Consider the following 13,460-nt stretch of genomic DNA (forward strand, 5'->3'; position numbering starts at 1 on the left):
CCCATGACCGTCCATGACCGCATCGTCACCGAGCCGTTTTCGCTGCAGCGCCGCAACCCGGCCGGCGGCACCAAGAAGCTGACCGCCTGGGGCTTCGCCAACGAGACCGACGTGCTGACCGACGTGCTGCTCGGCTCGCCCAATTTCCTGCGCCATCTCTCGACCAGCTCGCTATCGCGAAAACATCTGCGCGAGGCGCCTTGCAATGTCCAGATCGCGCAGGCGCAGCACAAGGACCTTGTCGCCGCCTATGAGCATTTCGGCGTCAACATCCACTGGCATGAGCCGACGCCGGAACTGCCGATGCAGGTCTATTCACGCGATTCCAGCGTGATGACGCCATATGGCGTCATCATCACCGCGATGGCCAACTGGTGGCGGCGCGGCGAGAACTACGCGGCGATCCGCACCTATGAGAAGCTCGGCATCCCGATCTATGACATGGTCACCGCCGGCACATTCGAAGGCGGCGACTTCAACGTCATCGAGGACGGCGTGGTGCTGATCGGGTGCGGCGGCGCCCGCACGCAGGAGGAGGGCGCCCGCCAGGTGCAGGCCTGGTTCGACAAGGAGGGCTGGGAGACCCGCATCGCGTTCATCGACGAATATTACGTCCATATCGACCTGATGGTGGTGCCGATCGCCGAGAAGCTGACCGCCGTCTGCCTCGCCTGCACGGAGCCGGGCATCGTCGACTGGCTGAAGGGCAAGGGCCACGAGATTATCGACGTGCCGTTCCAGGACACGATGGCGCTCGGCTGCAACTTCATGTCGCTGGGCAAGGACAGGGTGATCGCGCCGACGTCCAGCCAGGCGCTGATCGGCCAGCTCAAGGCACGCGGCTTCGAGGTCGCGGCCATCGATATGAGCGAGATCTCGAAGACCGGCGGCGGCATCCACTGCATGGCACAGGCGCTGAAGCGCGAGCCGGCCTGAGGGGCCGGCCTTTAGCCCCAACGCTCCCACGAAAGCGCCATTGTCAGCAACGTCGAACCCGCCTGGCTCGCGGCACGCGCCTACAGCACGATGAGCTTTCCCTTGCGCAGACGCTTGGCGCAACGATAGGCGAGGTCGGCGGCGACCATGTCTTCCATCGCAATGCCCATCGCCTTGTAGGTGGTGATCTGTTGATTCGAAACGCGACCCGGCGCGCGGTCGAGCAGCATGGCGCCAAGCTCGGTGCCGAAATCCGGGTCGAAGCCGGCAAGCTCGCAAGAACCGACCGGGGTCGGTTTGAACGCATCCTTGGTTTCGACAAAAAGACTGGATTTGCCGATGAGCTCGATCGGCATTTCTCCGCCGGGCGGCGCCACCCCGACCGACGAGACATGCGTGCCCGGCTGGACCCAGCCTGCGTCGATCACCGGCTGGTAGGAGTGGGTCGCCAGGCACACCACGTCCGAACTGCGCACTGCCGCCTCGAGGTCGGCGACCGCCACCACCGACGGATGCAGCCGGGCAAGCGCTGCCGCATCGTCGAAGCTCTTCGAAGCGACCCGGATTTCGGCAAAGTCGCGCACCAGCGGCAACAGATGCAGGTGCTGGTTGGCCTGCACGCCGGCGCCGATCACTGTCGCTATCCTGGCATCCCGGCGGGCAAGCGCGCGCACCGACAGCACGGCGGAGCCGGAGGTTCGCACCGCGGTTATGAAGGTGCCGTCCATGATGCAGACCGGCAGGCCGGACAGCGGATCGAACAGGCTGATGGTGGCGAGATGGCTGGGCAGGTTCTTGGCCAGGTTGCCTTCGAAGACATTGACGATCTTGACGGTCAGGTTCATGTCCTCCATCCAGGCCGGCATGGCGAGGCTGTAGCCGGCTCCGGGGATGTCGAGCTGTGGTCGGGGTGGATTGACGACCTTACCTTGTGACAGCGCCTTGAAGCCGTCTTCCAGAACGTCGAGAAGCTGGCTGAGGTCGATGCACGCCATCACGTCGGCTTCGCTCAGCACCAGGATCTCGGTCGCTCCCTTGCTGATTTCCGCCGCACTCTTGCCGGCTGGGCTGCACGCTTCCTTGGTCATCCTGCACTCCTGTGTTCGTCGAAATCGGCTCACCACATCTGCTTTGAGTGGGTGAGGGAAGCGCAGGCTATTGCGAGGTTTTATGTGATGAAATACGTTGATTTTGGCATCTGTGCGTGAATTAAGCACACAAATCCCTGAGATAGAGTGGATTGTGAATGGACGATCTCGACCAGATAGACCGCAGCCTGCTCCGGCTGCTGCAGGAGGATGGGCGCCGGACGACGCTTGATCTTGCCGGGCGTGTCGGGCTGTCGCCGACCGGAACCAGCCAGCGGGTGAAGCGCCTGTTCCGCGACGGGTTCATCACCGCGGTCAGGGCTATGCTCGATCCGCGCAAGGTCGGCAGGGGAACGCTGGTGTTCATCGAGGTCAGGCTTGACCACACGGCGCCGCATGTCTTTGACCGCTTCGCCGAAGCCGTGGCGAAAGCTCCGGAGGTTCTGGAGTGCCATATGGTGGTTGGCGGTTTCGATTATCTGGTCAAGGCGCGGATCGCTGAAATGGCGGTGTTCCAGGATTTCCTGCAGCGGGTCATCCTGCCTCTGCCCGGCGTGCGCGAAACGCACACTTTCGCCTCCATCGCCGATGTCAAGCCGAACGCTCTCTTGCCGGTGTAATCAGATGGAGGAGGGGAATGCTGTTCAGGGCGACGTTGAACGCATCTTCGCCACCTTGTCGCTCCCCCTAGCGCGCCTCCTGGTGCAGAGATGCCGGAGACCGGCTCTAGCCTTGCAGGGTCAGCAGGTTAGCGTCGCGCGCGAGCCGCCACTCACCATCTGGCTCCTTGCGCAGGAGCGTCAGCGCATATCCCGATCGATGGACCGGCTCGCCATTCGGCGGGGTCGCGGTCATGTCGATGCGGCTGCGGATGAAGGCCCAATTGCCGAGAAGCTGTAGTTCCACGATATCGCTCGTGCCGTCGATATGAACGCCGGCCGTCTCCTGCGCGGCCGCCGCGAAGATCTCCTTGTCGAAGGGTTCCCGGCCGGGAACCATGAAGATCGCATCGTCCGTCATCAAGCTGAGGACAGTCGCGATGTCTCCACGCTTACTCGCATCCATCCACGTCTCGACCAGCTTTCGGATTGCTGTTTCGTCGCCCGTCATCCGTTACCTCCCTGGCATCTCGCCGTCATCGATAGCGCACGGCGCTCCTCCGTCGCTGAAACATAGGGCTTAGATCGCTGTCGTCATCGATTGCGGTGGTCCTCGACGTCGCGCGGCGTGGGGCATGGTCCGCGAAATGGCAGGTCCTGGCCCTCGATGCCTATCGCCAGCCACCCGAGGCGGTGATGCGCTCGCCGGTCAGCCATGACGCCTCGTCGGAAGCGAGGTACACCGCGACGCGGGCGACGTCATCGGGCAGGCCGAAGCGACCGAGCGGGGTCATGGCGATAATCTGCTTCTCGAATTCGCTGCCGACGATGCCGATGCGCGCGAGGCCTTCGGTATCGATGCCGCCGGGCGCGATCGCGTTGACGCGGATGTTGCGTGCGCCGAGCTCCCGCGACATCGACAGCGTGATCGTGTCCACCGCTCCCTTGGTGGCGGCGTAGACGAGCGAGTTCGGCTGCGGATTGCGGCTGGCAACCGAGCTTATGTTGATGATGCTGCCGCCGCCCGGGCCAAAATGGCTCACTGCTGCTTGCGTGGTCAGAATGATGCCCAACACATTGGTGTCGAACTGACGGTGGAACTCGGCCTCGGTAACCGCTTCCAGCGGCTCGAACGCGAAGACGCCGGCATTGTTGACCAGGATGTCGAGCCCGCCAAACTCCGATTTCGCCGCCTCGAACAGGCGGCGCACGTCGGCCGCTTGCGACACGTCGCCCTGGACGGTGACGGCGCGGCCGCCACGGTCCTCGATCTCGGCGACGACGCGGTCGGCGCCTTCCTGTGACGAGGCGTAGTTGACGACCACCGCGGCGCCGGCCGTGGCAAGACCCTTGGCGATGGCAGCGCCGATACCCTTGGAGGCGCCGGTGACGATGGCGACCTTGCCGTTCAGCTTGCTCATCAAATCTCTCCTTTGTCGATGATGAGCGGTATTTAATGATGATCAGAAATCGTATTAGGATCATCATGATCCATTCTTTCGTGCCTGGAATTCCGGAATGACCACCATCCTCGAAAAGACCGCCGGTCTCGTCGCCTTCGTCCGCACGGTCGATGCCGGCTCGTTCCATGCCGCCAGCCGGCTGGTCGGCTCCAGCCCATCGGCGGTGTCGAAAAGCGTGGCGCGGCTCGAGCGGCGGCTGGGCGTCAGGCTGATCAAGCGCTCGACGCGCCGGCTCGGGCTGACCAGTGAAGGCATCGCTTATTACGAGCGCGTGGCGCCGCTGCTCAGGGCGCTGGACGATGCCGAAGACATCGTCCAGCTGGCCGATACAGCGCGCGGCCTGCTGCGCGTCACAGCGCCGGTCGAACTCGGCCGCGGCCTGATCGCGGCATGGGCGCAGGCGTTCCTTTCGCGGCATGGCGCAGTCAAACTAGAGCTCAGCGTCACCGACCGCCACGCCGACCTGATCCGCGAAGGCTATGACGTTGCGGTGCGCATGGGGCAGCTCTCGGACACCGGGCTCATCGCGCGCAAGATCGCCAATCTGCCGATCGTGCTGGTGGCCTCACCGGCCTATGTCGAGCGGCGCGGCCGTCCGGCATCGGTCGAGGATTTACCGAACCACGAATTCGTCCGCTACCAGATGGCCGGCCGGCCCTATCCCGTCACTTTTGCCGACGGTACGATGATCGTGCCGGACGGACGGCTCGATACCGATGATGGTGGTGCCATCCGCAATGCGGCACTTGCCGGCGCCGGCATCGCGCATCTGATGCGGTTTGCCGTGCAGGACGATCTCGACACGGGCCGCCTGGTCCGCATCCTGCCCGAGGTGGCGATGCCGACCATGCCGGTGTACATCGTCCATGCGTATGGGCGACAGCTACCCGTCCGGGCGCGGCTGTTCGTCGACTTCCTGGCGGGCCAGATGGCGGCGCTGATGCGATAGCGCAGGGCGGAATGACCTCCGCAGCCGATCCGACGCCGTCGCAAGCAAGATTCTTGCCCCATCACCCGATCTTCAGAACGCAATCTTCACTGACTCGGCGCTGCGGTTGGCCGGGCCGTGGTGGACGGCCTCGATATTGTTGCCGTCGGGATCGAGCAGGAAGGCGGCGTAGTAGCCGGGATGGTAGTGCTGCCGCTCGCCCGGTGCGCCATTGTCCGTGCCGCCGCCATCGAGGCCGCCCCTGTAGAAGGCGTCGACCATGGCGCGGTCCTTTGCCTGGAAGGCAAGGTGGTGGCGCCCCGTCAGCTTTCCCTGGGCTGCCGGGCTGTCGGGGCTGGAAATGAACAGCTCGTCGGCCCAGAAATAATCCTCGGCGCTGCCGCCGATCGGAATATCGAGCACCTTGAAAACCGCCTCGTAGAAGCGGCGGCTGGTCTTGAGATCCCTGACCACCAGCTGGACGTGGTCGATGAGACGGCCGCGATGAAGTTCCATGCCTGTCAGCTCCTGATCGCCAGGTTGAAAATCTAGCTCAGGACGGTGCACGGTCAATGCAATGGAGCAATTGAGCGGCGCAATTTCTTGACTGGATAAAAAATGCAACCAGATTGTCGGATTCAAAACGTCTCCAACGTCCTTCGGACGCAAGCGGCTCGGCGAAGCTCGAAAAGGTCGTGCCGTATCAACGCTTCCGGCATGGGAGAAAAGTGAAATGAGCCTTCCCTATCGTTGGGTTATCGTCGCGGCTGGCGCGCTGATGACCTGTGTCGCCCTCGGGGCGATGTTCTCGCTGGCGATCTTCCTCGAACCGATGGCGCTCGACACACAATGGTCGCGCGCCGGCATATCGAGTGCGATGACGCTGAACTTCCTGGTAATGGGCCTCGGCGGCTTCGCCTGGGGCGCCATTTACGACCGCTTCGGCGCTCGCATCGTCGTCATGACCGGCGCCGTATTGCTTGGCCTGGCGCTGGTCCTGGCCAGCTGCACCGGCTCGCTGCTCGTTTTCCAGCTGACCTATGGCGTGCTCGTCGGCCTCGCGGCAAGCGCCTTCTTCGCGCCGATGATCGCGCTGACCTCCGCCTGGTTCGACACGAACCGCAGCCTCGCGGTCTCGCTGGTCTCGGCCGGCATGGGCGTAGCGCCAATGACCATCTCGCCCTTCGCGCGCTGGCTGATTTCGGCCTATGACTGGCGCACGGCGATGTTCGATATCGGCATAACCGCGTGGGTGCTGCTACTGCCGGCCGCGCTTCTGGTGCGCCAGCCGCCCCAGCCCGCTGCCGACGGCGCTGCCCCAACCGTTGCCGCCGAGGGTGCCGGCATGACGGTTCCGCAGGCGCTGCGCTCGCCGCAATTCATCGTGTTGGGACTGACCTTCTTTGCCTGCTGCGCAGCGCATTCGGGGCCGATCTTCCATATGGTGAGCTATGCGATGCTGTGCGGCATAGCGCCGATGGCGGCGGTCAGCATCTACAGCATCGAGGGCCTGGCAGGGCTGGGTGGCCGGCTGCTTTACGGCGTGCTTGCCGATCGGCTGGGCGTCAAGCCGGTGCTGATCACCGGGCTGGCCATACAGGCGGTGGTCATCACCGCCTATCTGGCGGTCAGCGAGCTTGGTCAATTCTACACGCTCGCCGTCATCTTCGGCGCCACCTATGGCGGTGTCATGCCGCTCTATGCGGTGCTGGCGCGCGAATATTTCGGCCAGCGCATCCTCGGCACGGTGTTCGGTGCCGTAACCATGCTGTCCAGCCTCGGCATGGCTTTCGGCCCGCTCGCCGGCGGCATGGTGTTCGATGCCTATGCCAGCTATTCCTGGCTGTTCATCGGCTCGGCCCTTGTCGGGCTTGGCGCGATGGCGATTGCGATCGCCTTCCCGCCGCTGCCGCGCCGGGAGTTGCAACCGGCTTAAAGCCGGATCAGCAGAAAAGGGCGGCCGCTTGGATGGCAAGCGGCCGCGATCTGGCAGTGCTTGTTCGGCATTATGAAAAGCGAATTGCTATGGCCGCAGAGGCACCACCTCGGCGCCGTCAAGCGTGTAGCGCGCGTAGCGGAAATCGCGAATTCTCGCCAATCTGTCGCCCGCCCATTCCAGCAGGATAAAGTATCTTGGCCCTCCGGCCGAGTCGTCCGGATCGATCACCAGAATGGCTGGGTGCCGATCCACCAGGCCCGGAAGCAGCCGCCAGTCGTGGATACCCGCGTAATTGTGGAAGTACCGGCCCACTTTCGTGCGGCCGCTCGCCCGGAGCCGGTTGACGAGGTCAAGCCGCACGTCCTCGGCCAGCATGTCGCGGATCGCATCGAAGTCGCGGGCGTTGAACCGCTCTACATAGGCTGCCAGACGCGCCCGCTCGGGCTCGGCCAACACCGGCACAGGCCGATCGTCAGGCTCGCCGGCGACTTCGCGCAGGCGCAGACGGCCGCGATGCAGTGCGGCTTTCACCGCCGGAACACTGCTGTCGATAATGTTGCCGATCTCTTCGATCGTATAGCCGAGCACATCCATGAGAATGACGCTGCTACGCTGCGCCGCGGGCAGGCGCATGAAGGTCTGCAGGCTTGCGGCCGCAGTGTGCCGGCCCTCGGCCGACATGCCGGGGTCAGGTATCATATCGATATCCTCGACGACATGCGCGGCATCCAACCTGGTACGGCGGCGTAGGTGGTCGAGTGCTGCATTATGCGCGATGCGGAACAGCCAGCCCTCGACATTGGCTATCGGCCCGGTCCCGGGGAACGCCTCGAGCGCCTTCACCGTAGCTTCCTGGACGACATCCTCGGCATCGATCACCGAACCGGTCATGCGGGCACAATAGCGATGCAGTTTCGGCCGCAATTCGCCGAGCTGCCGGTCAAATGGCTCCCGTCCTTCTGGCGCACCGGATGCGGATCCGGTCATCGCACAAGGATCGATTTCATTGCGTATCTCCCAGGGCAGGCGCGCCCGCCATCAGGCGCAGCGTCTTATAGACGCTCGACGATGGCAAAAGGATTCGGTCGAAAAAAACTTTCTTTAGCTGGAATCCTTTGGTGGTGCCTCCGCGTCTCTGGATCATGGGACCGCGAGACTGGTGGGCCATCTGTTCAAGCCGGAGGCGCCATAATCATGAGCAAGCAAAGTGCGGGATCAACGAAGGTCTGGGTTCTCGCCCTCACGTCGATAGGCTCCTTGATGGTCGTTCTCGATGCGATGGTCGTGGCGACCGCATTGAGCACGATGCGGGTCGAACTCGATGCCTCGCTGGAGACGCTGCAATGGACGATGAACGCCTATAATTTGAGCTTTGCCGTCCTGCTCATGACCGGGGCTGCGCTCGGTGACCGGTTCGGCCGCCGCCGTACGCTCGTTGCCGGATTGGCGTTGTTCATCGCAGCGTCGGTTGCCTGCGCGCTCGCTGGAAATGCCGGATTGCTGATTGCGGCCCGTGCGGTTCAGGGCGCGGGTGCCGCAATGGTCATGCCGCTGGCCATGGCGCTGCTGAGCGTCGCTTTTCCCCCGGAGGAACGAGGCAAGGCGCTGGGCATCTTTAGCAGCATCACCGGCCTGGCCCTGATCATCGGTCCGATGGCGGGCGGGGCGATCTCCGAAGGCCTCTCCTGGCACTGGATCTTCTGGCTCAATGTTCCGGTCGGCATCGTTCTCATCCCGCTGGTGATGCGTCGGATTCCGGAGAGTCACGGGCCGGGTACGGCAATCGATGTCCTCGGCGTCGCCCTGGTGACTGCGGCGGCATTTGGAGTGGTCTGGGGTCTGATGCGCGGCAACATCGTGGGCTGGAGCAGCTCTGAAGTGCTGTCGGCGCTGACGGCCGGGCTGCTTCTGGCCATCGCATTCGTCCTTTGGCAGCTGCGTACCCGTGAGCCCATGCTGCCTTTGCGGTTCTTTCAGGCGCGCGCATTCTCCTCGGGCGTCGGCGCGAATTTCCTGCTTTGCGCCGCCATGTACGGCCTCGTATTCCTGCTGCCGCAGTTTCTGCAGTTTGCCCAGAGCCGTGGGCCGCTCGGCGCCGGCATGGGTTTGCTGCCCTGGACCGCCACGCTTTTCGTGGTCGCACCGATCGCCGGCAGCCTGATCAACCGCGTCGGCGAGCGCTGGCTTGTCGTGGCCGGATTGATCCTGCAAGCGGCTGGAATGGCCTGGCTGGCGCAGATCGCAGCACCTGATCTGCCCTACATCCAGCTAGTCGCGCCCCTGATCATTACCGGTGCCGGCGTGTCGATGGCCATGCCTGCCGCGCAGAATGCGGTCCTCAATGCGGTCGCGCGGCCGGAGGTCGGCAAGGCTGCCGGCACGTTCAATACATTCCGCTTTCTGGGCGGCGTATCCGGGATCGCGATCGCCGGTGCGGTGTTCGCCGGCACTGGAAGCTTCTCGTCCACCGACGCGTTCAGCGATGGCTTCACCGCGGCAATCGACGTCTCCGCGCTGCTCTCGCTCGCCGGCGCGCTCGTCGGAATGGGGCTTCCGGAGCGTCGCACAGTGGCGCTCGCGAATGCCGGCAAGGAGGCGTAATTGTCGCTCGGAGGCGGGAAGCTCGCGCGAAGCGGGTCCCCGCTTCAAAACGCCTTCTACTGCCCGGCGGATGCGAGGGTGCCGCTCGCCATGAGGCCCCACAACTGGTCGGCGCTCAAGTGCCTGGCGGATCCGTCATAGGCCACGCGTCCGAGGCTGAGAACCACGATCCTGTCGGCCAGCGCCCGCACCGTGGCGAGATCGTGTGTGACGAGGCTGACGCCAGTGCCGCTGGCGGCGATCGAACGGATCAGCTTCACGCGTTCCGTGATGGCGGCGAACATGCTGCATCGCAGCACCCTGCCGCCGATATCGGCGGGCCAAGGCAGCGCGCGAAAATCGTCAAAAATGGACAATTCGGGCTGGTTCCCGCTTTTTTTTGGCTTTTATTAGCCGCGCCTCACGTTCCTGTTTCAAATATGTCAACTTTTTGTGTTGCGTTGCACAATGGTGGCGCCTTATCCTGCGTGAGGGGGGCGCTTCCGATTGGAAATGCGCCGTGAACGACGCCGCTATGTTGACCGATTGGCAGTTTCGCCGTCCCGCCGGCGCACGCCGCTAATGGGAAATGCGCGCGACACCCAATTGGACGCGCTGAGGGCCATCGCCGTGACGATGGTGCTGTACGCACACTTCTTCGCGGCCGGAGGATCCTCGTTCTGGGGCCATATCGGCGTACGTCTGTTCTTCGTGCTGAGCGGCTTTCTGATTACCCGCCTGCTGCTCGAAGCCCGCTCGGCCGCCGAATTCGAAACCGGACCGGCGCTGAGATCCTTCTATATCAGGCGGGCGCTGCGGATATTCCCGCCCTATTTCGCCGTGCTGGGTTTCGTCTGGCTTACGGACATGGAGCAGTCGAGAGGATCGCTGGCCTGGCACGCGCTCTATCTGTCGAATTTCTGGTACGCAGCGCAGAATGAATGGACGCCCTGGCTGCTCTGCCATTTCTGGAGCCTGAGCATCGAGGAGCAGTTCTATATCGCCTGGCCGTTGATCGTGCTGCTGGCGCCGCGCCGGCGCCTCGAAGCGATCTGTATCGCCGTTATCGGGCTGTCGCTGGCCTACCGGTTTTATTGGCCGATCGCGGGAACACCCGGTTTGTCGCGCGACCTGCTGCCGCCGGCGTCGATGGACGCGCTGGCGTCAGGGGCGCTGCTTGCCGCTTACCGGTCAAGATCCGCTGGCCTGCCGCAATGGCTTCGAGCTGGCTGGCCGTGGCTCGCCGCGGCGTTTTTCGTTCTGCAGTGGTTTGCGCCGGCGCCGGCAAATCCGCTGCAGGAATGGGGCCTCTGGCTGCTGTTGCAGATCCTGCCTCTCGTGCCGCTGGTGGTCATCGTTGCAAGCTGTTCGACAGGCGTTGGTGGCTATATCGGAAAAGGTCTCGAACTGCCGCCGCTGCTTGGCCTTGGCCGCATCAGCTACGGCGTTTATCTCTACCATCCGATAGTGCTGTCGCTCGTCGTCAAATCGCAGCCCTGGATTCCGCTCAACGTCTCGGAACAAGGGCCGGGACGGTTCCTGGTGGCGGGAACGGTGACGCTCATGCTGGCGTCGGTTTCATGGCTGCTTTTCGAGAAGCCGCTCAACAGCCTAAAGCGCCACTTCCCCTATGTTGCCCGGAGAGGCCGAGCCGGCTTCCCGACAGGCATCGATACGACCAACAGCGGTTGGCTCGCGGCAGGAGCATATCCGAGCAGGCCGCTTGATGGCGCATCGCGCTTGCCACGCAAGTTGCAACGAAGCGGTCGGGGCTGACCAATGGCTGCTCCCTTAGTCTCCGTTCTGCTGCCGACCTACAATGCGGGACCTTATCTTGCCGCTGCGCTGGGTAGCATCCTGCGCCAGGATTACGATCGTCTGGAGGTCATCGCCATCGATGATGGCTCGACCGACAACTCACTGCAGATCCTACAGAAATACCGCCAGGCCGACAATCGCATCTCGATCATCTCACGCGAAAACCGTGGCCTGATTGCAACTTTGAACGAAGGCCTGGCCATGGCCCGCGGCGATCTGGTCGCCAGGATGGACGCCGACGATGTCGCCTATCCCCGGCGCCTGTCGCGACAGGTCGCGCTGTTCAACCAGCAGCCTGACCTCGCGCTGTGCGGCGCGGGTTTCGACACCTTGCTCGGCAACCGCATCGTCAGGGGTTCGCCCGATCCGATATTCCAGGACAATAGCCTGCGCATCTTGTCGATGTTCTTCACGATCTGCATGCATTCCACGGTCGTCTACAACAGGAAGGTCATCGAAGAGAGCGTTCTATTTTATAACGAAAGGTACAAGCACGCCGAAGACTTCGACCTGTTCAGGCGGCTGACCGACCGCTACCCGGCGGCCATGATCCCCGAAAGCCTGATCGCCTATCGTATCCATGACGACAGCGTGACCAACAGGCACAAGCGCGAAATGCGCAGGACGCATTTGAAGATCGTCGCCGAGAACCTCGAGCGCGAGGGGCTCGCGGAAGAGACGCAAGACCTCCGCGACATCGGTGAGGTCCTGTCGATGGGCACGGTTCGCCGTGCCGCCGAGTGGATCCTTGCGCTGGAAGAAAGGATTGCCGCGCTGCCGGCCGAGGCGAGGCCGAGCTACCAGGCCGGCACGCTGAACCTGTTCTACTTCCTCTATCAGCTCATATCGGGAGAAAGACAGCCGTTGCTGATGCACGAATTCCTGACGCGGACCGCGAAATGGAAGCTCATCCGGCGCCGCGAGCAGTACGTGTTTCGCACCGGTGCCTTCGCGCCGCGCTTCAGTCTCGCCTCGATGTCGGTCACCAGGCAGGTGGATGCCCTGTCGCGGTATCTGCAATCCGTGCCGGCCGCGGCGGTTTTGCCTTCGAACCAGTTGAGCTAGCAACGCATGTTCGTCAAATCGCACCAACTCCAGCAGCGCGGCCACTCGACGGTGCCGGCGGCCATGTCGCCGCGGCCGCAGCATGGACCGGCGCCGGCGGTCAGCTTCATCGTCTGCACACGCGACCGCGTCGCCGTGCTCGAGCCCTGTATCAGGTCGATCCAGGCCGCGTGTCGTGCCCATGCCGACTTTGCCGCCGAGCTGGTGGTTGTCGACAACGGCTCGACCGACAGCACCGCCAAACGGCTGGCCAGCATCGCCGAACTGTCGGACATCCCGTTCACCGCTATTCGCGAACCACGACCTGGACTGGCGGCCGCGCGCAACGCCGGGCTGGAGCGGGCGCGGGGCCGCGTGCTCGTCTTCGTCGACGACGATTGCGCAGTCCACAAGGATTATCTGCACGATCTGCAACGGCACTATTCGGCCGGCGAACGGGTCATCCGTGGTGGCCGCGTCGAGATCGGCGATCCCCGCGACCTGCCGTTCACCATCAAGCGGTCGCCGGTGCGCGCGCGGCTTACGCCGGATGTCCATCCCGGTGGCTTCGTGCTTGGCTGCAACATGACGATGCACCGCGATGTTGCCGCCCGCATCGGCCGTTTCGACGAACGGTTCGGCGCCGGCGGCCCGCTGCGCTCCGCCGAGGATACGGACTATCTCGTGCGGGCGGTGCTGCTTGGGATTCCGGTCGAATATGTGCCCGACATGACCATCTATCACCATCACGGCCGACGCGACCGCAAAGCCATCGAAAAGCTGCATCGCGACTACAGCATGGGCAATGGCGGGCTTTGCCTGAAACATATCCGCCACGCGCCGTGGCTGCTTCGCCATTTCTACTGGTCGATGAGGGCGGCTTTGCGCGAACTGAGGAAAGGCCCTCTGTTCGACCGTGAACTCAAGCTGTCGCACTGGCCGATCATCGGCATGAACTTGCTCGGCGCGGCCAAGTTCGCGGTGCTTTCGCTGGTGAAATCGCCGCAGCCGGCGCAAATGCGACAGGAGCAACAGGCAAATGCCGAGGCGAGGTGATCCGCAATC

14 protein-coding genes are annotated in these 13,460 nt (G+C 63.6%); 8 read left to right on the plus strand and 6 right to left on the minus strand.

All coding sequences use genetic code 11. The annotated features are described in order from the left end of the window. Nucleotides 1-3: 3 nt before the first annotated feature. Nucleotides 4-936, plus strand: coding sequence for a dimethylarginine dimethylaminohydrolase family protein (locus NKH63_RS00105; RefSeq protein WP_023720586.1), 933 nt, complete (start codon nt 4-6; stop codon nt 934-936). A gap of 80 nt (nt 937-1,016) precedes the next feature. Here the strand turns inward: NKH63_RS00105 and NKH63_RS00110 are convergent, their stop codons facing one another. After that, entirely contained in the window at nt 1,017-2,024 is a 1,008-nt protein-coding gene (locus NKH63_RS00110; RefSeq protein WP_023720585.1) for an ornithine cyclodeaminase family protein, read from the minus strand. 158 nt (nt 2,025-2,182) lie between these two features. Between NKH63_RS00110 and NKH63_RS00115 the strand changes: the two genes are divergently transcribed. After that, nucleotides 2,183-2,644, plus strand: coding sequence for an Lrp/AsnC family transcriptional regulator (locus NKH63_RS00115; protein WP_023720584.1), 462 nt, complete (start codon nt 2,183-2,185; stop codon nt 2,642-2,644). 106 nt (nt 2,645-2,750) lie between these two features. On the opposite strand, the gene NKH63_RS00120 is transcribed toward NKH63_RS00115, so the two are convergent. Together NKH63_RS00120 and NKH63_RS00125 are read right to left on the minus strand one after the other, a co-directional pair. Beyond that, a complete protein-coding gene (locus NKH63_RS00120; RefSeq protein ID WP_023722391.1) occupies nt 2,751-3,134 on the minus strand; it encodes a YybH family protein in 384 nt (127 codons plus the stop codon). A gap of 160 nt (nt 3,135-3,294) precedes the next feature. Then, a complete protein-coding gene (locus tag NKH63_RS00125; protein WP_352481692.1) occupies nt 3,295-4,044 on the minus strand; it encodes an SDR family NAD(P)-dependent oxidoreductase in 750 nt (249 codons plus the stop codon). 97 nt (nt 4,045-4,141) lie between these two features. On the opposite strand from NKH63_RS00125, the gene NKH63_RS00130 reads away from it, so the two are divergent. Continuing rightward, nucleotides 4,142-5,035 (plus strand): LysR family transcriptional regulator, encoded by an 894-nt coding sequence (locus NKH63_RS00130; RefSeq protein WP_023722389.1) that lies wholly within the window; start codon nt 4,142-4,144, stop codon nt 5,033-5,035. A 72-nt stretch (nt 5,036-5,107) separates the two neighbouring features. Here NKH63_RS00130 and NKH63_RS00135 read toward each other — a convergent pair whose 3' ends face one another. Continuing rightward, entirely contained in the window at nt 5,108-5,539 is a 432-nt protein-coding gene (locus NKH63_RS00135; protein WP_352481717.1) for a VOC family protein, read from the minus strand. A gap of 208 nt (nt 5,540-5,747) precedes the next feature. Between NKH63_RS00135 and NKH63_RS00140 the strand changes: the two genes are divergently transcribed. After that, complete coding sequence (locus tag NKH63_RS00140) at nt 5,748-6,950, plus strand: MFS transporter (RefSeq protein ID WP_352917591.1); 1,203 nt, start codon at nt 5,748-5,750, stop codon at nt 6,948-6,950. Nucleotides 6,951-7,037: 87 nt separating this feature from the next. Here the strand turns inward: NKH63_RS00140 and NKH63_RS00145 are convergent, their stop codons facing one another. Then, entirely contained in the window at nt 7,038-7,940 is a 903-nt protein-coding gene (locus NKH63_RS00145) for a sigma-70 family RNA polymerase sigma factor (protein ID WP_352917592.1), read from the minus strand. A 207-nt stretch (nt 7,941-8,147) separates the two neighbouring features. Here NKH63_RS00145 and NKH63_RS00150 point away from each other — a divergent pair, with 207 nt between their 5' ends. Beyond that, nucleotides 8,148-9,554: an MFS transporter gene (locus tag NKH63_RS00150; protein WP_352481689.1), complete on the plus strand. Its 1,407-nt coding sequence runs from the start codon at nt 8,148-8,150 to the stop codon at nt 9,552-9,554. A 56-nt stretch (nt 9,555-9,610) separates the two neighbouring features. Here NKH63_RS00150 and NKH63_RS00155 read toward each other — a convergent pair whose 3' ends face one another. Next, nucleotides 9,611-9,910 (minus strand): P-loop NTPase family protein, encoded by a 300-nt coding sequence (locus NKH63_RS00155; protein WP_156948281.1) that lies wholly within the window; start codon nt 9,908-9,910, stop codon nt 9,611-9,613. Nucleotides 9,911-10,115: 205 nt separating this feature from the next. Between NKH63_RS00155 and NKH63_RS00160 the strand changes: the two genes are divergently transcribed. From NKH63_RS00160 to NKH63_RS00170, 3 genes are all read left to right on the plus strand, one after another. Then, entirely contained in the window at nt 10,116-11,309 is a 1,194-nt protein-coding gene (locus NKH63_RS00160) for an acyltransferase family protein (protein WP_352481688.1), read from the plus strand. A gap of 3 nt (nt 11,310-11,312) precedes the next feature. After that, complete coding sequence (locus NKH63_RS00165; protein ID WP_023722381.1) at nt 11,313-12,416, plus strand: glycosyltransferase family 2 protein; 1,104 nt, start codon at nt 11,313-11,315, stop codon at nt 12,414-12,416. A 63-nt stretch (nt 12,417-12,479) separates the two neighbouring features. Then, on the plus strand, nt 12,480-13,451 hold the full coding sequence (locus NKH63_RS00170) for a glycosyltransferase family 2 protein (protein ID WP_031195092.1): 972 nt from the start codon (nt 12,480-12,482) through the stop codon (nt 13,449-13,451). The last annotated feature ends 9 nt before the right edge of the window (nt 13,452-13,460 follow it).

This window comes from Mesorhizobium sp. M0960 (assembly GCF_040319055.1).
In the GTDB taxonomy this organism is placed as follows: Bacteria; Pseudomonadota; Alphaproteobacteria; order Rhizobiales; family Rhizobiaceae; genus Mesorhizobium.

Excerpts from the sequence above, each read along its gene's own strand:
- NKH63_RS00105 (WP_023720586.1), top strand. The coding sequence starts at position 4 with ATGACCGTCCATGACCGCATCGTCACCGAGCCGTTTTCGCTGCAGCGC.
- NKH63_RS00110 (WP_023720585.1), bottom strand. The coding sequence starts at position 2,024 with ATGACCAAGGAAGCGTGCAGCCCAGCCGGCAAGAGTGCGGCGGAAATC.
- NKH63_RS00115 (WP_023720584.1), top strand. The coding sequence starts at position 2,183 with ATGGACGATCTCGACCAGATAGACCGCAGCCTGCTCCGGCTGCTGCAG.
- NKH63_RS00120 (WP_023722391.1), bottom strand. The coding sequence starts at position 3,134 with ATGACGGGCGACGAAACAGCAATCCGAAAGCTGGTCGAGACGTGGATG.
- NKH63_RS00125 (WP_352481692.1), bottom strand. The coding sequence starts at position 4,044 with ATGAGCAAGCTGAACGGCAAGGTCGCCATCGTCACCGGCGCCTCCAAG.
- NKH63_RS00130 (WP_023722389.1), top strand. The coding sequence starts at position 4,142 with ATGACCACCATCCTCGAAAAGACCGCCGGTCTCGTCGCCTTCGTCCGC.
- NKH63_RS00140 (WP_352917591.1), top strand. The coding sequence starts at position 5,748 with ATGAGCCTTCCCTATCGTTGGGTTATCGTCGCGGCTGGCGCGCTGATG.
- NKH63_RS00145 (WP_352917592.1), bottom strand. The coding sequence starts at position 7,940 with ATGACCGGATCCGCATCCGGTGCGCCAGAAGGACGGGAGCCATTTGAC.
- NKH63_RS00150 (WP_352481689.1), top strand. The coding sequence starts at position 8,148 with ATGAGCAAGCAAAGTGCGGGATCAACGAAGGTCTGGGTTCTCGCCCTC.
- NKH63_RS00160 (WP_352481688.1), top strand. The coding sequence starts at position 10,116 with ATGGGAAATGCGCGCGACACCCAATTGGACGCGCTGAGGGCCATCGCC.
- NKH63_RS00165 (WP_023722381.1), top strand. The coding sequence starts at position 11,313 with ATGGCTGCTCCCTTAGTCTCCGTTCTGCTGCCGACCTACAATGCGGGA.
- NKH63_RS00170 (WP_031195092.1), top strand. The coding sequence starts at position 12,480 with ATGTCGCCGCGGCCGCAGCATGGACCGGCGCCGGCGGTCAGCTTCATC.